Consider the following 13833-nt stretch of genomic DNA (forward strand, 5'->3'; position numbering starts at 1 on the left):
AGGAAGGCAATCGCGCCCGGTGGCGCGGCCGGGCTTCAAACCCGGTTGGGGACGGCAGCCGTTCCCGGGCAGGTTCGACTCCCGCTGCCTTCCGCCATTTTCATTCGCCTGTCGGGGCTCTACGGGGCGCTTCACAGCCCGTGGGACTTGCACGGTACCTGTGGGAGCGGGTTCACCCGCGAAGAGGCCCTGAAGGGTGAAGCCTAAGCCCGCTCCCCACACAGATCCAGGGCAAACCACTGTTCTGCAGTATCCACATCCAACCCCGCCCCCAGCAGCGCAACCATCTTGCCCAGCGCCGCCTCACGGGTCATGCCACCGCCACTGACCAGCCCGGCCCCACGCAAGCGGTTACCCGCCGCATAGGTATCGAACACCACCGAACCCTCAGGGCACTGGCTGATCGCTGCCAACATCACGCCACGCTGGCGCGCCGCCCGCAGCACATTCAGCAGCGCCTGGTCATCCGACGGCCCGGTACCGCTGCCGTAGCACTCCAGCAGCAAACCCTGCACACCACTGTCGATCAAGGCCTGCAAGTGCCCGGCCTGCAGCCCGGGGAACACCGGCACTATCGCCAGGTTGACCGGCTGGCGCGGGTGCTTGTAGCCAAGCTCGGCGGGAATCGCCCCGGCCCGCTCGCCGTCGCGATGGCGCGGCAACGCAGCAAAGGCATCGAACGCCTCGCTGCGAAGCTTCGACGCCCGGCAGCCATGCAGCAGCTGATCGTGGAAGTACAGCTGCACGCCATTCTCCAGCCCTTGTTCGAACTGGCGCAGCGCACCGCACAGGTTGGCCCAGGCATCGCTGTCTGCGGCACCTGCCGGCAGCATCGAGCCGGTCAGCAGCACCGGTACTGGCAGGCCCAGCAGCAAAAACGACAACGCCGCGGCGCTGTAAGCCATGCTGTCGGTGCCATGCAACACCAGCACGCCATCATGGCCTGCCACATCCACCGCTTCGACGATGGCATCGCGCATCGCCAGCCAGTTGTGCTGTTGCATGTTGGCGCTGTCGAGCAGCGGGTTCAGCTCCTGAAGCGACCAGTGCATCTGGGGGGCATCGGCCATCTTGGCAAAGTGCTCACGCATCCGCGCTTCGAAGCCACCGGCTGGCGCCAGGCCTTCCGAGGTTTCGAGCATGCCGATGGTGCCACCGGTATAGAGAACGAGAAGATTCTTTACTGCACGCATGGAAAACATCCGTAGCGGTGAGCCGAGAAAGAAAAGCCGCCCGCAGAAGGGGCGGCTGGGCAGGGGAGGATATCAGCGCTGCGGCTGAGCCTGGACAGCTGCTTTGTCAGCGGCTGTTTCCACCTGCGGGTTGGCAGGCCAGGCATTGCGGTCCAGGTCCAGGTCGGCGAACTTGCTCGAGTCGAACACAGGCTGGCCGATACCGGCTTTGCGCTGGTCGTCGTAGTCACGCATGACGCGCAGGCCGACCTTGAACAGCAGGGCCAAGGCCACCAGGTTGACGAAAGCCAGGCAGGTCATGGTGATATCGGCGAAGGCGAACACGGTCGACAGGTCTTGCATCGAGCCCCATACCACCAGTGCCAGCACCAGGCCACGGAACACCATCAGCACCACGCGGTTGCGGGTGAGGAACTGCAGGCTGTTCTCGCCCAGGTAGTAGTTGTAGAGGATGCAGGTGAACACGAACAGCGACAGCGCCACGCTGACGAACACACGGCCCCAGTCACCGACCACGGCGGCCAGCGAGTTCTGGGTCAGGACAATGCCGTCACCCTCGAAGCCCGGGGTGTAGAAGCCCGACAGCAGGATCAGCAGCGCGGTGCAGGTGCAGATCACGAAGGTATCGAGGAACACACTGAAGGCCTGGACCACGCCCTGGGCGCCCGGGTGTTTCACGGCTGCCACGGCGGCGACGTTCGGCGCACTGCCCAGGCCCGCTTCGTTGGCAAACACGCCACGCTTCACGCCCATGACGATGGCGCTGCCGAGCAGGCCGGCGAACGCTGGGTCGAGGCCGAAGGCGCTCTTGAAGATGGTTTCCAGCATGGCCGGCACGTGTTCGATCTGGGTGCCGATCACGTACAGGGTCACGCCGATGTAGGCCAAGGTCTTGATCGGTACCAGCAGGTCCGACACTGCGGCGATGCGCTTGATGCCGCCGATGAAGGTGATGGCCAGCAGCACTGCCAGGACGATACCGGTCTGGCTTGGGGCAAAGTCAAAGGCGTTCTGCAGCGAGTGGGTCACGGTGTACGACTGCAGGCCGATGAAGGCGAAGCCGTAGGTGACCAGCAGCAGGATCGAGAACACGATGGCCATGCTTTTGCGCTTCAGGCCATGCTGGATGTAGTAGGCCGGGCCGCCACGGTACAGGCCGTCGCCGTCGGCGCGCTTGTAGACCTGGGCCAGGGTGCATTCGAAGAAGCTGCTGGACATGCCCACCAGCGCGGTGACCCACATCCAGAACACGGCGCCCGGGCCACCCAGGGTCACAGCGATACCGACACCGGCAATGTTACCGGCGCCAACGCGGCCGGCCAGGCTCAACATCAGGGCCTGGAAGGAGCTCAGCTGGCCTGCCTGGCCACGCAGCGATTCCTTGAACACGGTGAACATGTGGCCGAAATGGCGGAACTGAACGAAACGCGAACGGATAGTGAAGTAGCTACCCAGCCCTACGATCAGCACGATGAGGAGTTTCCCTGAAAGGAAATCGTTGAGTACTTCGAGCATTGGAAAATGACCTCGATTCTTATTCTTCGTGTGGAATGACCAGCGGACGGCAGGCGCACCGCTATTCGTTGGGGCGAATGGTTGGCCATGACAAGAGCCGTTACAATTTCGCGGGTTGCTCTGACTTGATGCGACTTGATGCTACAATTGCGTCATTCGCGTCACCTGGATTCCGCACATGAGCGATCATTTCGCCACCAACCTCAAACTGGCCTGCAGCCACTACCGCTCTATCTCCGAAGTTTGCCGGCAGCTCTCTATCAACCGCGCGCAGTTCAACAAGTACCTGAGCGGTCAGAGCCGTCCGACGGCTTTCAACCTCAAGCGCATTGGCGACTTCTTCGGGGTTGAGGATTACGAACTGAACCTGCCGGCCGAGCAGTTCGCCCGGCTGATCGGCGCACGGGTGTCCACCTTGGCCGAGCAGCCCAGCGACCCGATCAGCGAACTGTTCCGCCCGCTGCATGATCATGCGGGCAACCTGTCGCGTTATTGCGGTTACTACTTCGAGTATTCCAACTGCATGTCGGTACCGGGCACGATCCTGGTGTCGCTGGTGCACCTGTGGGAGGAGCGCGGCCGTTTCCTGTTCGAGCGCCAGGAGCGCCAGGAGCGTTCCAGTGCCAACGACCAGCATGCCGAGGTACGTTGCCGCTACCTGGGCGCGGCGTTTCAGCTGCAGGACCGGGTGTTCCTCATCGACTACGAGTCGCTCACCTTCAACGAAATGAGCCAGACCATCCTCATCCCCAGCTTCAAAAGCCGCATCACCCGCCTGAACGGCCTCAAAGCCGGGGTTTCCAGCGGCGACCGGCGCAACCCGGCCTGCACCCGCGTGGTGTGGGAGTACCTGGGCGAGGAGATCAATCGCATCAATGCCTATCGGCAGGTGAAACTGTACCGGCCGGATGACCCACGTATAGATGATGATGTGCGTGAGCGTTTGAGTGTGGGGCCGTTGCGCAACAGTTTGTTCGAGATCGAGTAATGCTCAACAAGTCAGGCGTCTTCGAGGATGAATCCCGCCACGGCGCTGGCAACCTGATCCGCAATCGCTGGCGTACTGCGTAAGTGGGAAGCGATGCCATGGTCGCAGTCGGTAAGAAACAGGCATTGCAAATGCGCTGCTGGAACTGATTGCATCAGGGCCTGGGTAACTTCTTCAGGAATCGGGCTGTAGCGCTCGGCACCGGCCAGCCACAGGCTACCTGCACTGGTCCCCGGGCCTTTGCCGAATCGTTGTGAGTTGAGCCCGTCATACTCGCCAATCACCATCAGCACTCTGCCTTGGAACTGCTTGAGGAAGGCGTAGCTGTCGCTGTCCAGAAAGCCGTAGGGTTTGCTGATGGCTGTGGTGAATGCCGGGCCAAACGGCGCCCGGTGGGCATCATCTGGATAAACCGCTGGGCAGATCAACACGATACTGTCCACTTGCGGCAACCGTGCTGCAAGTTTCAGGGTGATTGCCGCGCCCAGGCTGTGGCCGATCAGTGTTCGGCATCGAGGTGCGATATGCGTATGAAACCGCTGTGCCTCTTCGAGGTTGGTAGCCAGTGACGGTGCCACTGCGCCTGGCTCGCTAGCGAGGCTGTGACCAGAAAGATTGCCGGTAAGCGACCCGATGCCAGCGGCTTGCAAGCGATAGAGCAGTGGGTTGAGCCGGGTAAAGTCCGAGCGCGCGCCACCCAGCACGAATGCCGGCGCTGCGCGCTCGGTATCAGGTACAAGCAACCGGGCCTGTTGCTGGTAGCTTCCGAATTGTTCGTCGATGAACAGCTCTTTGCCCGGGGCCGGCTCGTCGAATTGCCATTTCAGGCGCTGCTGGGTGCCAGTTTGCAAGTGCATGATGGTCTCTGAAAAGCCATGATTGGCGCTATTGTCACGCAAAAGAGGCTAGTCGAGATCTCCCCCTTGCGCGGCTGTACATTCGGCATTGACGGCAGGTGAAGCAGACGGGTAATCAGCATCAGCAAATCCGTCCATGGCATTCACCGGGCCCTGCGTTGGACTTCCCCGCCCGGAAACCGCAAAATGGCCCCTTTCCTTCATCAACCTCTCGGATCTGCTGACTCTATGCGTATGCGCCTAATGCTGTTGGGTGGTGGCAATGCCCTCGGGCAAGCGCTGATTCGTCTTGGGGCCGAGGAGGACATTGCTTTCCTGGCGCCGCGCCCGCCCGAGAATGGCTGGACGCCGGCCAACCTCACCCAGTTGCTCGACGATCACCGCCCCGACGCCCTGGTCAACCTGGCCTATTACTTCGACTGGTTCCAGGCCGAGTCGGTCAGCGAGCAACGCCTGGCTCAACAGGAGCGGGCTGTGGAGCGGCTGGCAGAGCTGTGCCAGCACCACCAGATCACCCTGGTTCAACCTTCCAGCTACCGGGTCTTCGATGGTTCGCGGGCAACGGCCTACAGCGAAAAGGACGAGCCGGTGCCGCTGGGCCTGCGTGGCCAGGCGTTGTGGCGCATCGAACAGAGTGTGCGCGCAACCTGCCCGCAGCATGTGCTGCTGCGCTTCGGCTGGTTGCTCGACGAGAGCATCGACGGCGCGCTGGGCCGCTTCCTGACCCGTGCAGAGCAGCCGCAAGAACTGCTGCTGGCCGATGACCGGCGTGGTAACCCGACACCGGTCGACGATGCCGCACGGGTGATTCTGTCGGTGCTCAAGCAGCTCGATTGCAGTGCGCCGCTGTGGGGCACATACCATTACGCCGGCAACGAGGCGACCACGCCGCTGGCGCTAGGCCAGGCTATCCTTACCGAAGCAGGCCAATACCGCCAACTGGCGGTGCTGGCGCCGACACCGCAGGCCCATGCGGCACGGCCGGATGCCAGCGAAGAGCCGCAGAACGCTGTACTGGCCTGCAAGAAAATCCTTCATACCTTCGGCATCAAGCCGCGCGCCTGGCGCGCCGGCCTGCCGCCTTTACTGGACCGGTTCTACCGCCATGGCTGACGCCCCCATCCTGATCACCGGCGGTGCCGGCTTCATTGGCTCCCACCTGTGCGATGCGTTGTTGGACAAAGGCTACGCCGTACGCATTCTCGACGACTTCTCCACCGGCCGGCGCAGCAACCTGCAGGTTGACCACCCACGGCTGGAGCTGATTGAAGGCGATGTTGCCGACGCCGGGCTGGTCACGCAGGCTGCGGCAGGCTGCAGTGCTGTGGTGCACCTGGCGGCGGTGGCCTCGGTGCAGGCCTCGGTCGAAGACCCGGTGCGTACCCACCAAAGCAACTTCATTGGCACCCTCAATGTGTGCGAAGCCATGCGCGTGCAGGGTGTGCGCCGGGTGCTGTTCGCCTCCAGTGCGGCGGTGTACGGCAACAATGGCGAGGGTGAATCAATTGCCGAAGACACGCCCAAGGCGCCGCTGACGCCCTACGCCGTGGACAAGCTGGCCAGTGAGCAGTACCTGGACTTCTACCGCCGTCAGCATGGCCTGGAGCCGGTGGTGTTCCGTTTCTTCAATATCTTCGGGCCACGCCAGGACCCGTCCTCGCCGTATTCCGGGGTAATCAGCATCTTCTGCGAGCGCGCAGTGCAGGGCTTGCCGATCACCATCTTCGGCGATGGCGAGCAGACCCGCGATTTCCTCTACGTGGGCGACCTGGTGCAGGTGATGGTGCAGGCACTGGAGCAGCCGCAGGTCGAGGAGGGGGCGGTGAACATCGGCCTCAACCAGGCCACCTCGCTGAACCAGTTGCTGGTGGCGCTGGAGAAGGTGGTGGGCAGCTTGCCGGCGATCAGCCATGTGGCGGCGCGTTCGGGTGATATTCGCCATTCGCGGGCGGACAACCAGCGGTTGCTGGCGCGGTTCGAGTTTCCGCAGGCGACGCCGATGGTCGAGGGCTTGGCCAAGCTTCTCGGTAAAAGCTGAACTTTTGGGGCTGCTGCGCAGCCCCAAAAATCACCCATGCCGCACAACCCTGCGCAGGCAATCCTCGGCCCCCAGTACCCGCCCATCCAAAGCTCGCACCTGCAAAGTCTCGATAGCCTGCCCTTTGGCAGCCTCGACCAATTCAGAACGCGCTTCACCCGCCTCAAACAGATACCGCTCCCCCCACTGCCTCAAGCCAACCACGACCGGAAACACCGACCGCCCTTTCTCGGTCAGCACATATTCCTTGTAGGCACTGCCATCCGATGCCGGCTGTGTCATCAGCAACCCGCTTTCCACCAGCAGCTTGAGCCGTGAGGCGAGGATGTTCTTCGCCAGCCCCAGGTTCTTCTGAAACTCACTGAACCGCCGCAAGCCGTCGAAGGCGTCGCGCAGGATCATCAGTGCCCAGCGATCACCCAATACCTCCAGGGCTCGGGCCACGGGGCATTGGGCATTGTTTTCATCGAGCATGGGGTGGGCCTTTCCTGATTGTCTGGTTGCAGATTAAAACCACATTTGTTAAATAGCCAGAAGTGGTTTCAAATCGAAACCAAATTGACGAGGCCTGACCGATGACATCTGCGCTGACACGCGGGCTAACCCTGCTGCTTGCCATCACCAGCGCCATGGCGGTGGCCACGGTCTACTTCGCCCAACCTTTGCTTGAATCGATGGCCGCCGACCTTGGTGTGGCGCAACAGCAAATTGGCTGGGTTGTCGGCGCGACCCAGGCAGGTTATGCCCTGGGGCTGCTATTGATCGTGCCACTGGGGGACCTGATCGACCGCAAACGCCTGTTGCTGGGCCAGTTGCTGTTTTCTGCCCTGGCGCTGGTCGGCGTCGGCATGGCGCCCAACTGGGCGATGTTGCTGCTGGCCTTGGCCATCACCGGGCTGATGGCTGTCATGGTGCAGATAATGGTGGCGCATGCGGCCAGCCTGGCTTCACCCGGTGCGCAGGGGCAGGCCGTGGGCACCGTCACCAGTGGCGTGGTGCTGGGGATTCTATTGGCGCGCCTGGTGGCAGGTGGGCTTGCTGACTTGGCCGGTTGGCGCAGTGTGTATCTGGTTGCCGCAGGGCTGCTGACGCTGCTGGCCCTGGTGCTGTGGCGCAGCCTGCCCGGTGGGCAGCCGCTCGTACACCGGCCTGGCTACCGGGCGTTGATCGTGTCCCAGTTCCGTTTGTATCGGGAAGACAGGCTGCTGCGCCAGCGCGGCGTGTTTGGCGTATTGATCTTCGCTGCGTTCAGCGTGCTGTGGAGTGCCATGGTCATGCCCCTCAGCGCTGCGCCATTTGTGTTGAGCCATACCCAGATTGGCCTGTTCGGCCTGGCAGGTGTTGTGGGGACGTTGGCGGCTGCGCGCGCCGGTCGCTTGGCCGACCAGGGGCTGGGAGAGCGCACCACCGGGTTGGCGCTGGCGCTGCTGACGCTGTCGTGGTTGCCCACAGCTTTTGTCGGGCAGTCGCTGATGGCCTTTGTGCTAGGTGTGCTGATGCTGGACTTTGCCGTGCAGGCGGTGCATGTCACCAACCAGAGCCTTTTGCTGGCAGGGCGTAGCGCGATGGCCAGCCGCTTGATCGGCGCCTACATGTGCTGCTATTCGCTTGGCAGCGGGCTGGGGGCGGTGCTTGCGAGTTGGGTGCATGCCCGTTGGGGGTGGGCTGCGGTGTGTGGGCTTGGCATGGCCTTCAGTGCGGCAGCGCTGGGCTACTGGCTATGGCTGCAACGCGCGAGGGCGGCCGAAGCCGCCCTGCAGTGTTCAGGTCAGAACTTGTAGCCAAGGCCGACCATGTACACCCACGGGTCGACATCGACGTCGACCTTGGTCTTGCTGTAGCCCAGCGCGGTCGGGCCGTTTACGCTGGCTTTGGTGTCGATGTCGACGTACCAGACCGAGGCGTTGACCAGCAAGTTTTCGGTCAGCATGTAGTCCATGCCCAGTTGGCCGGCAATACCGACCGAATCCTGCAGCTTGAGGTTGCTGAAGCCTTGTTGCTTGCGTGCGCTGCTCAGGTCTTCGTCGAAGAACAGGGTGTAGTTGATACCCACACCGGCGTACGGCTGGAAGCGCGAATTCGGCTCCATCGGGTAGTACTGCAGCGACAGGGTCGGTGGCAGTTGCTTGATGTCTGCCAGCTTGCCGTCCAGCCCGCCGCCCAGGCCTTTAACGCCGACGGTGTGCTTGAACGGGGTGGCTGCCAGCAGTTCCAGGCCAATGTGGTCGGTGAGCATGTAGGCAAAGGTCAGGCCCAGCTGGGTGTCGCTGTCCAAAGTCGCCTTGGTGCCCGACACCTTGTTGCCGTCGAACTTCAGGTCGCCGCTGCTTTCGTTCGGGGCGGTGGTGATGGCGCCTGCGCGCAGGATCATGTCCCCCGCCTGGTAGGCGTGGGCGGCAGGGGCGGCGAGCGCAAGGGCCACAAGCGAGGCGCCGAGCAAGGACTTGTTCATGGAAGCTCCCAAAGGACGTTATTAATCGAGTAGTCCAATGGTACGGAGCTGATTAAACAGAAAGTTTGACCCAGCTCAAAGAAGCGTCTTCACGAATTCGAAATAGTTCTCATCTCAGGTCATAAACGTATATTTTCTCGGCTTCCATCTGGTAGCCGGCGTCGGCCAGTTCGTTGCTGGAGGCTCTAACTTGCATCTTTCCCTCGATCCAGTACGGCTGGTAGAGGTCTTCGACGCGCACGCCCATCTCGCTGAAAATGTGCACGATCTGGTTCGACGGCGGGGGTGGCACGTGGATGCACGCACCGTAGTAAGGGACCAGCAGGAACTCGGTGGTGCGGCCTTCTTCGCTTACCTCCAGCGGCACGATGTAGCCCGGCAGCTTGACCTGCTGGCCGTCGAGGCCTCTCACGACTGGGGCATCGGGGGCTTGCTGGCGCGCGGCTGGCGCGGACTCGGCAGACAGGGCGTTGCTGAGCTGTGACATGTCGTGCAGCGGCGTCAGTTGCGGCGGGATGACCGGGGCGCCTTCGGGGATCAGGGCCGGCCAGTCCAGCTCCTTGGGTTCGGCGGCCCATAGAGGCATTGCTACCAGCAACAGCAGGGCCAGCAGCATGCGCATTGCCGGCCTCTGCGCGGGCATGCCCGCTCTCACAGGTCCTGCACAAGGTTCGAAGCCTGCGGGGCTCCCTGTGGGAGCGGGCGTGCCCGCGAAGCAGGCGGTGAGGTGTCTGATCATTACGCGCACTCAGAGGTGTATGGACAGGCCATCGGCCAGCGACTGCCGATAGGCCCGCCACGCCGGCACGCTGCCCATCAGCAACGCCGCCCCCAGGATGATAGCCAGCAAGGTCCATTCATGAGCACTCGGCAGGGCCAGTGGCAGATACAAGCCATAGTTGGCCTGCACGTACCCCTGCGCCAGGGCAATCCCCGCATACAGCAAGCCAAGCCCGGCCACGATCCCGACCGCCGCCAGTGACAGCGCCTCCAGTACCAGCAGCCCCGCGATATGCCACGGCCTGGCCCCGACCGAACGGAGGATCGCCATCTCCCGGCGGCGCTCGTTGAGGCTGGTGAGAATCGCCGTCAGCATGCCGATCAAGCCGGTCAGCACCACGAACAGCGACACCACGAACAACGCTTGTTCCGCCGTGCCCATCAGGCTCCACAGCTCTTGCAGGGCCACGCCTGGCAGGATTGCCAGCAACGGCTCGCTGCGGTACTCGTTGATCTCGCGCTGCAGGCTGAAGGTCGCGATCTTGTTGTTCAGGCCCAGCATGAACGCGGTAATGGCGGCAGGTTGCAGGTCCATCGTGCGTGCCTGCTCGGCGCTGATGCGCCCGGCGCCTCGGGCCGGTACGCCGTTGTGCCAGTCGATATGGATGGCCTCCATACCGCCCAGGCCGATATGCAGTGTGCGGTCGACCGGTGTGCCGGTGCGCTTGAGCACACCGACCACGGTGAACGGCTTGTCGTCATGCTTGACCAGGCTGATGGCTGCCACGCCGTGGGCCAGCACCAGCTTGTCACCCAGTTTGTAGTGCAACGCCTCGGCCACTTCGGCGCCGAGCACCACCTCGAACGGGTCGCTGGCAAACTCACGCCCCTGGCTCAGTTCCAGATGCTGGCGGCGGCCGTACTGGTAATGGCTGAAGTAATCCGTCGTGGTGCCCATCACTCGGTAGCCGCGGTGCGAGTCGCCCAGCGAGATCGGGATCGCCCACTTCACGCGGGGGTCCTGTGCATAGTGCTGGAAGCTGTCCCAGCGGATGTTGTTGGTAGCGTTGCCAATGCGGAACACCGAATACAGCAGCAGGTTCACCGAACCGGAGCGGGCGCCGACGATCAGGTCGGTGCCGCTGATGGTGCTGGCGAAGCTGGCGCGCGCTTCTGTGCGAACACGTTCCACCGCCAGCAGCAGGCACACTGACAGGGCGATGGCGAAGGCGGTGAGAAAGGCGGTGAAGCGGCGGTTGGCCAGGCTGGCCAGGGCAAGGCGGAGCAGGTACATCAGGCCTCCCGGGGCTTGGCGGCGCGGTTGAGGTCGGCCAGGGAAAGGTGACGGTCGAACAGTGGTGCCAGGCTCTGGTCGTGGCTGACGAACAGCAGGCTGGCACCGGCTGCGCGGCATTCATCGAACAGCAGGCGGATGAACGCTTCGCGTGTGTCGGCATCCAGCGCCGAGGTCGGTTCGTCGGCAATCACCAGTTCTGGCTGGCCGATCAGGGCGCGTGCGGCGGCGACCCGCTGTTGCTGGCCGATCGACAGGCTGTCGGCGCGGCGGGCGAGCAGGGCGGGGTCGCCCAGGCCCAGGTGGGCCAGCAGCGTGCCGGCCGCCTGGTCGACACTGCCATGGCGCTGCTCGGCGCGGGCCTTGCGGCTGTGCGAGAAGCGGCAGGGCAGCTCGACGTTTTCACGTACAGAGAGAAACGGCAGCAGGTTGAACTGCTGGAAGATGTAACCGGTGTGATCGACCCGAAAGCGGTCGCGGGCGCCCTGGCCCAATTTGCCGAGGTCCTGGCCAAGCAACTGGATGCGGCCCTGGGCCGGCACGTTCACCCCGCCGAGCAGGCCCAGCAAGGTGGTCTTGCCACTGCCGCTGGGGCCCTTGAGGAACAGGGCTTCACCCGCGTCCAGGTGGAATGCCGGAATATCCAGCAACGGCGGCTGACCTGGCCAGCCGAACACCAGGTCATGCAATTCGATCAACGGCTGGCTCATTCAGAAGGCGACCGCTGCCTTGGCCGGCGTGGTTTCCACGCCTTTCTGGCCGTTGGGGCCGATCAGTTGCACGTTGATTTTCTGGGTGGCCGGGAAGGCCTTGAACAGGGGCGCCAGGTCCACCTGTGCCAGTTTGTCAGGGTTGGCGCAGGTGAGCTGGTAATGGGCACCAATGTCGCTGTGCTGGTGGCCATGCGCGTGCTCGTCACCCTCGTCGTCGGCTTTCAGGGCATCACCGAACAGCGGGCTTTCCAGCTCCTGTTGTTCTTCCTTGCAGTTTGCTGCTGCAGAAAGGCCGAACAGCTTGAGGGGTTGTTCGAGTTGCTGGCGCACGGCGGCGACCTTGGCCTTGTCTGCATCGCTGCTGGCGGCATGCTCGAAGCCCACCAGGTTCATTGCCGGGCTGTCCAGCTCCAGCTCCAGGGTGTTGTCATCAAGCACGACGTTGAGCTTGGCCACGCCATGCTCGTGGGCGCCGAGCGTGCCGTGGTCATGATCATGGTCATCGTGGGCATGGGCCACTGCCAGTGGCAGCAAGGCGAAGGGCAGGGCGAGCAGCAGGCGACGCATGGACGACTCCGGGGCGGGCTGGAAGATTGGGTTATGTTATAACAACTTTTCTGCGCGCCGCCAGCCTGCGTGGCTAAGGTTTCATGTTGCGGTAGCATGGCTGCATTGACCTGGGCTCAAGGAATGCATCATGAGAATTCGTGGACAGATTGGTGACTGGCCGGTGGACCTGACCATCGAGCTGGCGCCTGAAGAGTGGGCGCAACTGGGTAAGCAAATCGAGGTGCCTGTTGTGGTACAGGGTGCTGCGACGGCTACTGTTGCGGCACCGCGCCATGATGACGGGCAATGGTCCGCAGCGCGTGAAGTGTTGCGCGTTGCCGGGCAGATGAGCGGGCCGGAGTTGCTGGACCGGCTGGAAGGGCTGACGGGAAGCACGGCGGCGGGCAAGCGGCTGCTGGTGCGCTTGCGGCACAGCAGTGAGGTGAAGGTGGAAAGTGGCGTGGATGCGCCGGTCTATCACTGGGTTGGGTGAGAGGGCCAGGAATTTAGGGCTGCTTTGCAGCCCGTTCGCAGCACAAGGCTGCTCCTACAAGGATCAGGTGGCCGTGGTTTCGTACGGTCCCTGTAGGAGCAGCCTTGTGCTGCGAATGGGCCGCAAAGCGGCCCCCGGCATTCTCAGAACATCGCCGCCGACAGCTTGCGGCGATAAACGCCAACCAGCGGATGATCCCCGCCCAGCAACTCGAACACCTGCAGCATCGCCTTCTGCGGCAGCCCGTTCTCGTAGCCACGGTTACGCTGGAACAGCTTCAGCAGCCCATCCAGCGCCGCCTCGTACTGCTGGCGCGCCAGCTGCTGAATGCTCAGCTGATAAGCCGCCTCGTCATCCTGCGGGTTCTGCGCCAGGCGGCTTTTCAGGTCGGCCACTTCCGGCAGGCTGGCCGCCTGGCGCAGGAAGGTCAGCTGGGCCTTGGCACCGGCCAGCGCAGCTTTGTGCTCGTCGGTCTTGACCGCATCCAGCACCACCTGGGCCTCGCCCAGTTCACCGCGCTCGGCCAGGCAGCGGGCGTACAGGATCAACGCCTCGGCATTGCTGTTGTCTTCACCCAGCAGCGCCTGCAACAGCGCTTCGGCTTCGGCAAAGCGGCTTTCGGCAAACAGCGCCTTGGCCTGCTCCAGTGGCGAAGCGGTGGGTGCGGCGGGCATCTGCACGTGTGGCTCGAGCATGGCGCGAATCGCCGATTCCGGCTGAGCCCCGGCAAAACCGTCCACCGGCTGGCCGTCCTTGAACAGCACCACGGTCGGCAGGCTGCGGATACCGAACTGGGCAACCACCTGTTGCTCCACGTCGCAGTTGATCTTGGCCAGCAGCAACTCGCCCTGGTAACCCTCGGTGATCTTGGCCAGCAACGGCATCAGTGCCTTGCACGGCGCACACCACTCGGCCCAGAAGTCCACCAGCACCGGCTTGTGGAAAGAGTTCTCGATCACCAGTTGCTGAAAGGTGGCATCGGTAGCGTCGAAAATGTAAGGCGTGTCTTGGGTCATCGCGA

Annotated in this window: 15 protein-coding genes and 1 tRNA gene; 6 read left to right on the forward strand and 10 right to left on the reverse strand. The window is 63.2% G+C overall.

Going from position 1 to position 13833, the window contains the following annotated elements:
* Position 1: 1 nt before the first annotated feature.
* A tRNA-Sec gene (locus MRBLPB4O_RS02510) sits at positions 2–97 on the forward strand.
* Between the two features lie 106 nt (positions 98–203).
* Here the strand turns inward: MRBLPB4O_RS02510 and MRBLPB4O_RS02515 are convergent.
* The gene (locus tag MRBLPB4O_RS02515; protein WP_341797428.1) at positions 204–1202 is read right to left on the reverse strand and encodes an asparaginase; all 999 of its coding nucleotides are present in this window, start codon (positions 1200–1202) and stop codon (positions 204–206) included.
* 63 nt (positions 1203–1265) lie between these two features.
* Positions 1266–2708 carry an alanine/glycine:cation symporter family protein gene (locus tag MRBLPB4O_RS02520; protein ID WP_019471904.1) on the reverse strand — a complete coding sequence of 481 codons (1443 nt, stop codon included), beginning with the start codon at positions 2706–2708 and terminating at the stop codon, positions 1266–1268.
* A gap of 178 nt (positions 2709–2886) precedes the next feature.
* Between MRBLPB4O_RS02520 and MRBLPB4O_RS02525 the strand changes: the two genes are divergently transcribed.
* On the forward strand, positions 2887–3696 hold the full coding sequence (locus tag MRBLPB4O_RS02525; protein WP_043199392.1) for a helix-turn-helix transcriptional regulator: 810 nt from the start codon (positions 2887–2889) through the stop codon (positions 3694–3696).
* An 11-nt stretch (positions 3697–3707) separates the two neighbouring features.
* Here MRBLPB4O_RS02525 and MRBLPB4O_RS02530 read toward each other — a convergent pair whose 3' ends face one another.
* Positions 3708–4553 (reverse strand): alpha/beta hydrolase, encoded by an 846-nt coding sequence (locus MRBLPB4O_RS02530; RefSeq protein WP_341797429.1) that lies wholly within the window; start codon positions 4551–4553, stop codon positions 3708–3710.
* 228 nt (positions 4554–4781) lie between these two features.
* Here MRBLPB4O_RS02530 and MRBLPB4O_RS02535 point away from each other — a divergent pair, with 228 nt between their 5' ends.
* Both MRBLPB4O_RS02535 and MRBLPB4O_RS02540 read left to right on the forward strand, forming a co-directional pair.
* Positions 4782–5666 carry a sugar nucleotide-binding protein gene (locus MRBLPB4O_RS02535; protein WP_341797430.1) on the forward strand — a complete coding sequence of 295 codons (885 nt, stop codon included), beginning with the start codon at positions 4782–4784 and terminating at the stop codon, positions 5664–5666.
* The gene (locus MRBLPB4O_RS02540; protein ID WP_341797431.1) at positions 5659–6591 is read left to right on the forward strand and encodes an NAD-dependent epimerase/dehydratase family protein; all 933 of its coding nucleotides are present in this window, start codon (positions 5659–5661) and stop codon (positions 6589–6591) included. The genes MRBLPB4O_RS02535 and MRBLPB4O_RS02540 overlap by 8 nt, the downstream gene beginning before the upstream one ends.
* A gap of 30 nt (positions 6592–6621) precedes the next feature.
* Here MRBLPB4O_RS02540 and MRBLPB4O_RS02545 read toward each other — a convergent pair whose 3' ends face one another.
* Complete coding sequence (locus tag MRBLPB4O_RS02545) at positions 6622–7065, reverse strand: helix-turn-helix domain-containing protein (RefSeq protein ID WP_341797432.1); 444 nt, start codon at positions 7063–7065, stop codon at positions 6622–6624.
* A gap of 101 nt (positions 7066–7166) precedes the next feature.
* Here MRBLPB4O_RS02545 and MRBLPB4O_RS02550 point away from each other — a divergent pair, with 101 nt between their 5' ends.
* Complete coding sequence (locus tag MRBLPB4O_RS02550; RefSeq protein WP_341797433.1) at positions 7167–8372, forward strand: MFS transporter; 1206 nt, start codon at positions 7167–7169, stop codon at positions 8370–8372.
* On the opposite strand, the gene MRBLPB4O_RS02555 is transcribed toward MRBLPB4O_RS02550, so the two are convergent.
* From MRBLPB4O_RS02555 to MRBLPB4O_RS02575, 5 genes are all read right to left on the reverse strand, one after another.
* Entirely contained in the window at positions 8360–9043 is a 684-nt protein-coding gene (locus tag MRBLPB4O_RS02555) for an OmpW family outer membrane protein (protein ID WP_016497769.1), read from the reverse strand. The genes MRBLPB4O_RS02550 and MRBLPB4O_RS02555 overlap by 13 nt on opposite strands.
* Before the next feature lie 109 nt (positions 9044–9152).
* Positions 9153–9665, reverse strand: coding sequence for a DUF3299 domain-containing protein (locus tag MRBLPB4O_RS02560; protein ID WP_341798852.1), 513 nt, complete (start codon positions 9663–9665; stop codon positions 9153–9155).
* Between the two features lie 126 nt (positions 9666–9791).
* Entirely contained in the window at positions 9792–11057 is a 1266-nt protein-coding gene (locus MRBLPB4O_RS02565) for an ABC transporter permease (protein WP_341797434.1), read from the reverse strand.
* Positions 11057–11767: an ABC transporter ATP-binding protein gene (locus MRBLPB4O_RS02570; RefSeq protein ID WP_016497772.1), complete on the reverse strand. Its 711-nt coding sequence runs from the start codon at positions 11765–11767 to the stop codon at positions 11057–11059. Before MRBLPB4O_RS02570 ends, MRBLPB4O_RS02565 begins: the two co-directional genes overlap by 1 nt.
* Entirely contained in the window at positions 11768–12337 is a 570-nt protein-coding gene (locus MRBLPB4O_RS02575) for a DUF2796 domain-containing protein (RefSeq protein ID WP_016497773.1), read from the reverse strand.
* Between the two features lie 130 nt (positions 12338–12467).
* On the opposite strand from MRBLPB4O_RS02575, the gene MRBLPB4O_RS02580 reads away from it, so the two are divergent.
* Complete coding sequence (locus tag MRBLPB4O_RS02580; RefSeq protein WP_341797435.1) at positions 12468–12812, forward strand: hypothetical protein; 345 nt, start codon at positions 12468–12470, stop codon at positions 12810–12812.
* 143 nt (positions 12813–12955) lie between these two features.
* Here the strand turns inward: MRBLPB4O_RS02580 and trxA are convergent, their stop codons facing one another.
* Complete coding sequence (gene trxA / locus MRBLPB4O_RS02585) at positions 12956–13828, reverse strand: thioredoxin (RefSeq protein ID WP_086974857.1); 873 nt, start codon at positions 13826–13828, stop codon at positions 12956–12958.
* Positions 13829–13833: the final 5 nt, after the last annotated feature.

The sequence above is a fragment of the Pseudomonas sp. LPB4.O genome, from assembly GCF_038383825.1.
Classification (GTDB): Bacteria; Pseudomonadota; Gammaproteobacteria; order Pseudomonadales; family Pseudomonadaceae; genus Aquipseudomonas; species Aquipseudomonas putida.

What these genes read in the sequence shown, in the direction of transcription:
- MRBLPB4O_RS02515 (WP_341797428.1), bottom strand. Translation starts at nt 1,202, where the DNA reads ATGTTTTCCATGCGTGCAGTAAAGAATCTTCTCGTTCTCTATACCGGT.
- MRBLPB4O_RS02520 (WP_019471904.1), bottom strand. Translation starts at nt 2,708, where the DNA reads ATGCTCGAAGTACTCAACGATTTCCTTTCAGGGAAACTCCTCATCGTG.
- MRBLPB4O_RS02525 (WP_043199392.1), top strand. Translation starts at nt 2,887, where the DNA reads ATGAGCGATCATTTCGCCACCAACCTCAAACTGGCCTGCAGCCACTAC.
- MRBLPB4O_RS02530 (WP_341797429.1), bottom strand. Translation starts at nt 4,553, where the DNA reads ATGCACTTGCAAACTGGCACCCAGCAGCGCCTGAAATGGCAATTCGAC.
- MRBLPB4O_RS02535 (WP_341797430.1), top strand. Translation starts at nt 4,782, where the DNA reads ATGCGTATGCGCCTAATGCTGTTGGGTGGTGGCAATGCCCTCGGGCAA.
- MRBLPB4O_RS02540 (WP_341797431.1), top strand. Translation starts at nt 5,659, where the DNA reads ATGGCTGACGCCCCCATCCTGATCACCGGCGGTGCCGGCTTCATTGGC.
- MRBLPB4O_RS02545 (WP_341797432.1), bottom strand. Translation starts at nt 7,065, where the DNA reads ATGCTCGATGAAAACAATGCCCAATGCCCCGTGGCCCGAGCCCTGGAG.
- MRBLPB4O_RS02550 (WP_341797433.1), top strand. Translation starts at nt 7,167, where the DNA reads ATGACATCTGCGCTGACACGCGGGCTAACCCTGCTGCTTGCCATCACC.
- MRBLPB4O_RS02555 (WP_016497769.1), bottom strand. Translation starts at nt 9,043, where the DNA reads ATGAACAAGTCCTTGCTCGGCGCCTCGCTTGTGGCCCTTGCGCTCGCC.
- MRBLPB4O_RS02560 (WP_341798852.1), bottom strand. Translation starts at nt 9,665, where the DNA reads ATGCGCATGCTGCTGGCCCTGCTGTTGCTGGTAGCAATGCCTCTATGG.
- MRBLPB4O_RS02565 (WP_341797434.1), bottom strand. Translation starts at nt 11,057, where the DNA reads ATGTACCTGCTCCGCCTTGCCCTGGCCAGCCTGGCCAACCGCCGCTTC.
- MRBLPB4O_RS02570 (WP_016497772.1), bottom strand. Translation starts at nt 11,767, where the DNA reads ATGAGCCAGCCGTTGATCGAATTGCATGACCTGGTGTTCGGCTGGCCA.
- MRBLPB4O_RS02575 (WP_016497773.1), bottom strand. Translation starts at nt 12,337, where the DNA reads ATGCGTCGCCTGCTGCTCGCCCTGCCCTTCGCCTTGCTGCCACTGGCA.
- MRBLPB4O_RS02580 (WP_341797435.1), top strand. Translation starts at nt 12,468, where the DNA reads ATGAGAATTCGTGGACAGATTGGTGACTGGCCGGTGGACCTGACCATC.
- trxA (WP_086974857.1), bottom strand. Translation starts at nt 13,828, where the DNA reads ATGACCCAAGACACGCCTTACATTTTCGACGCTACCGATGCCACCTTT.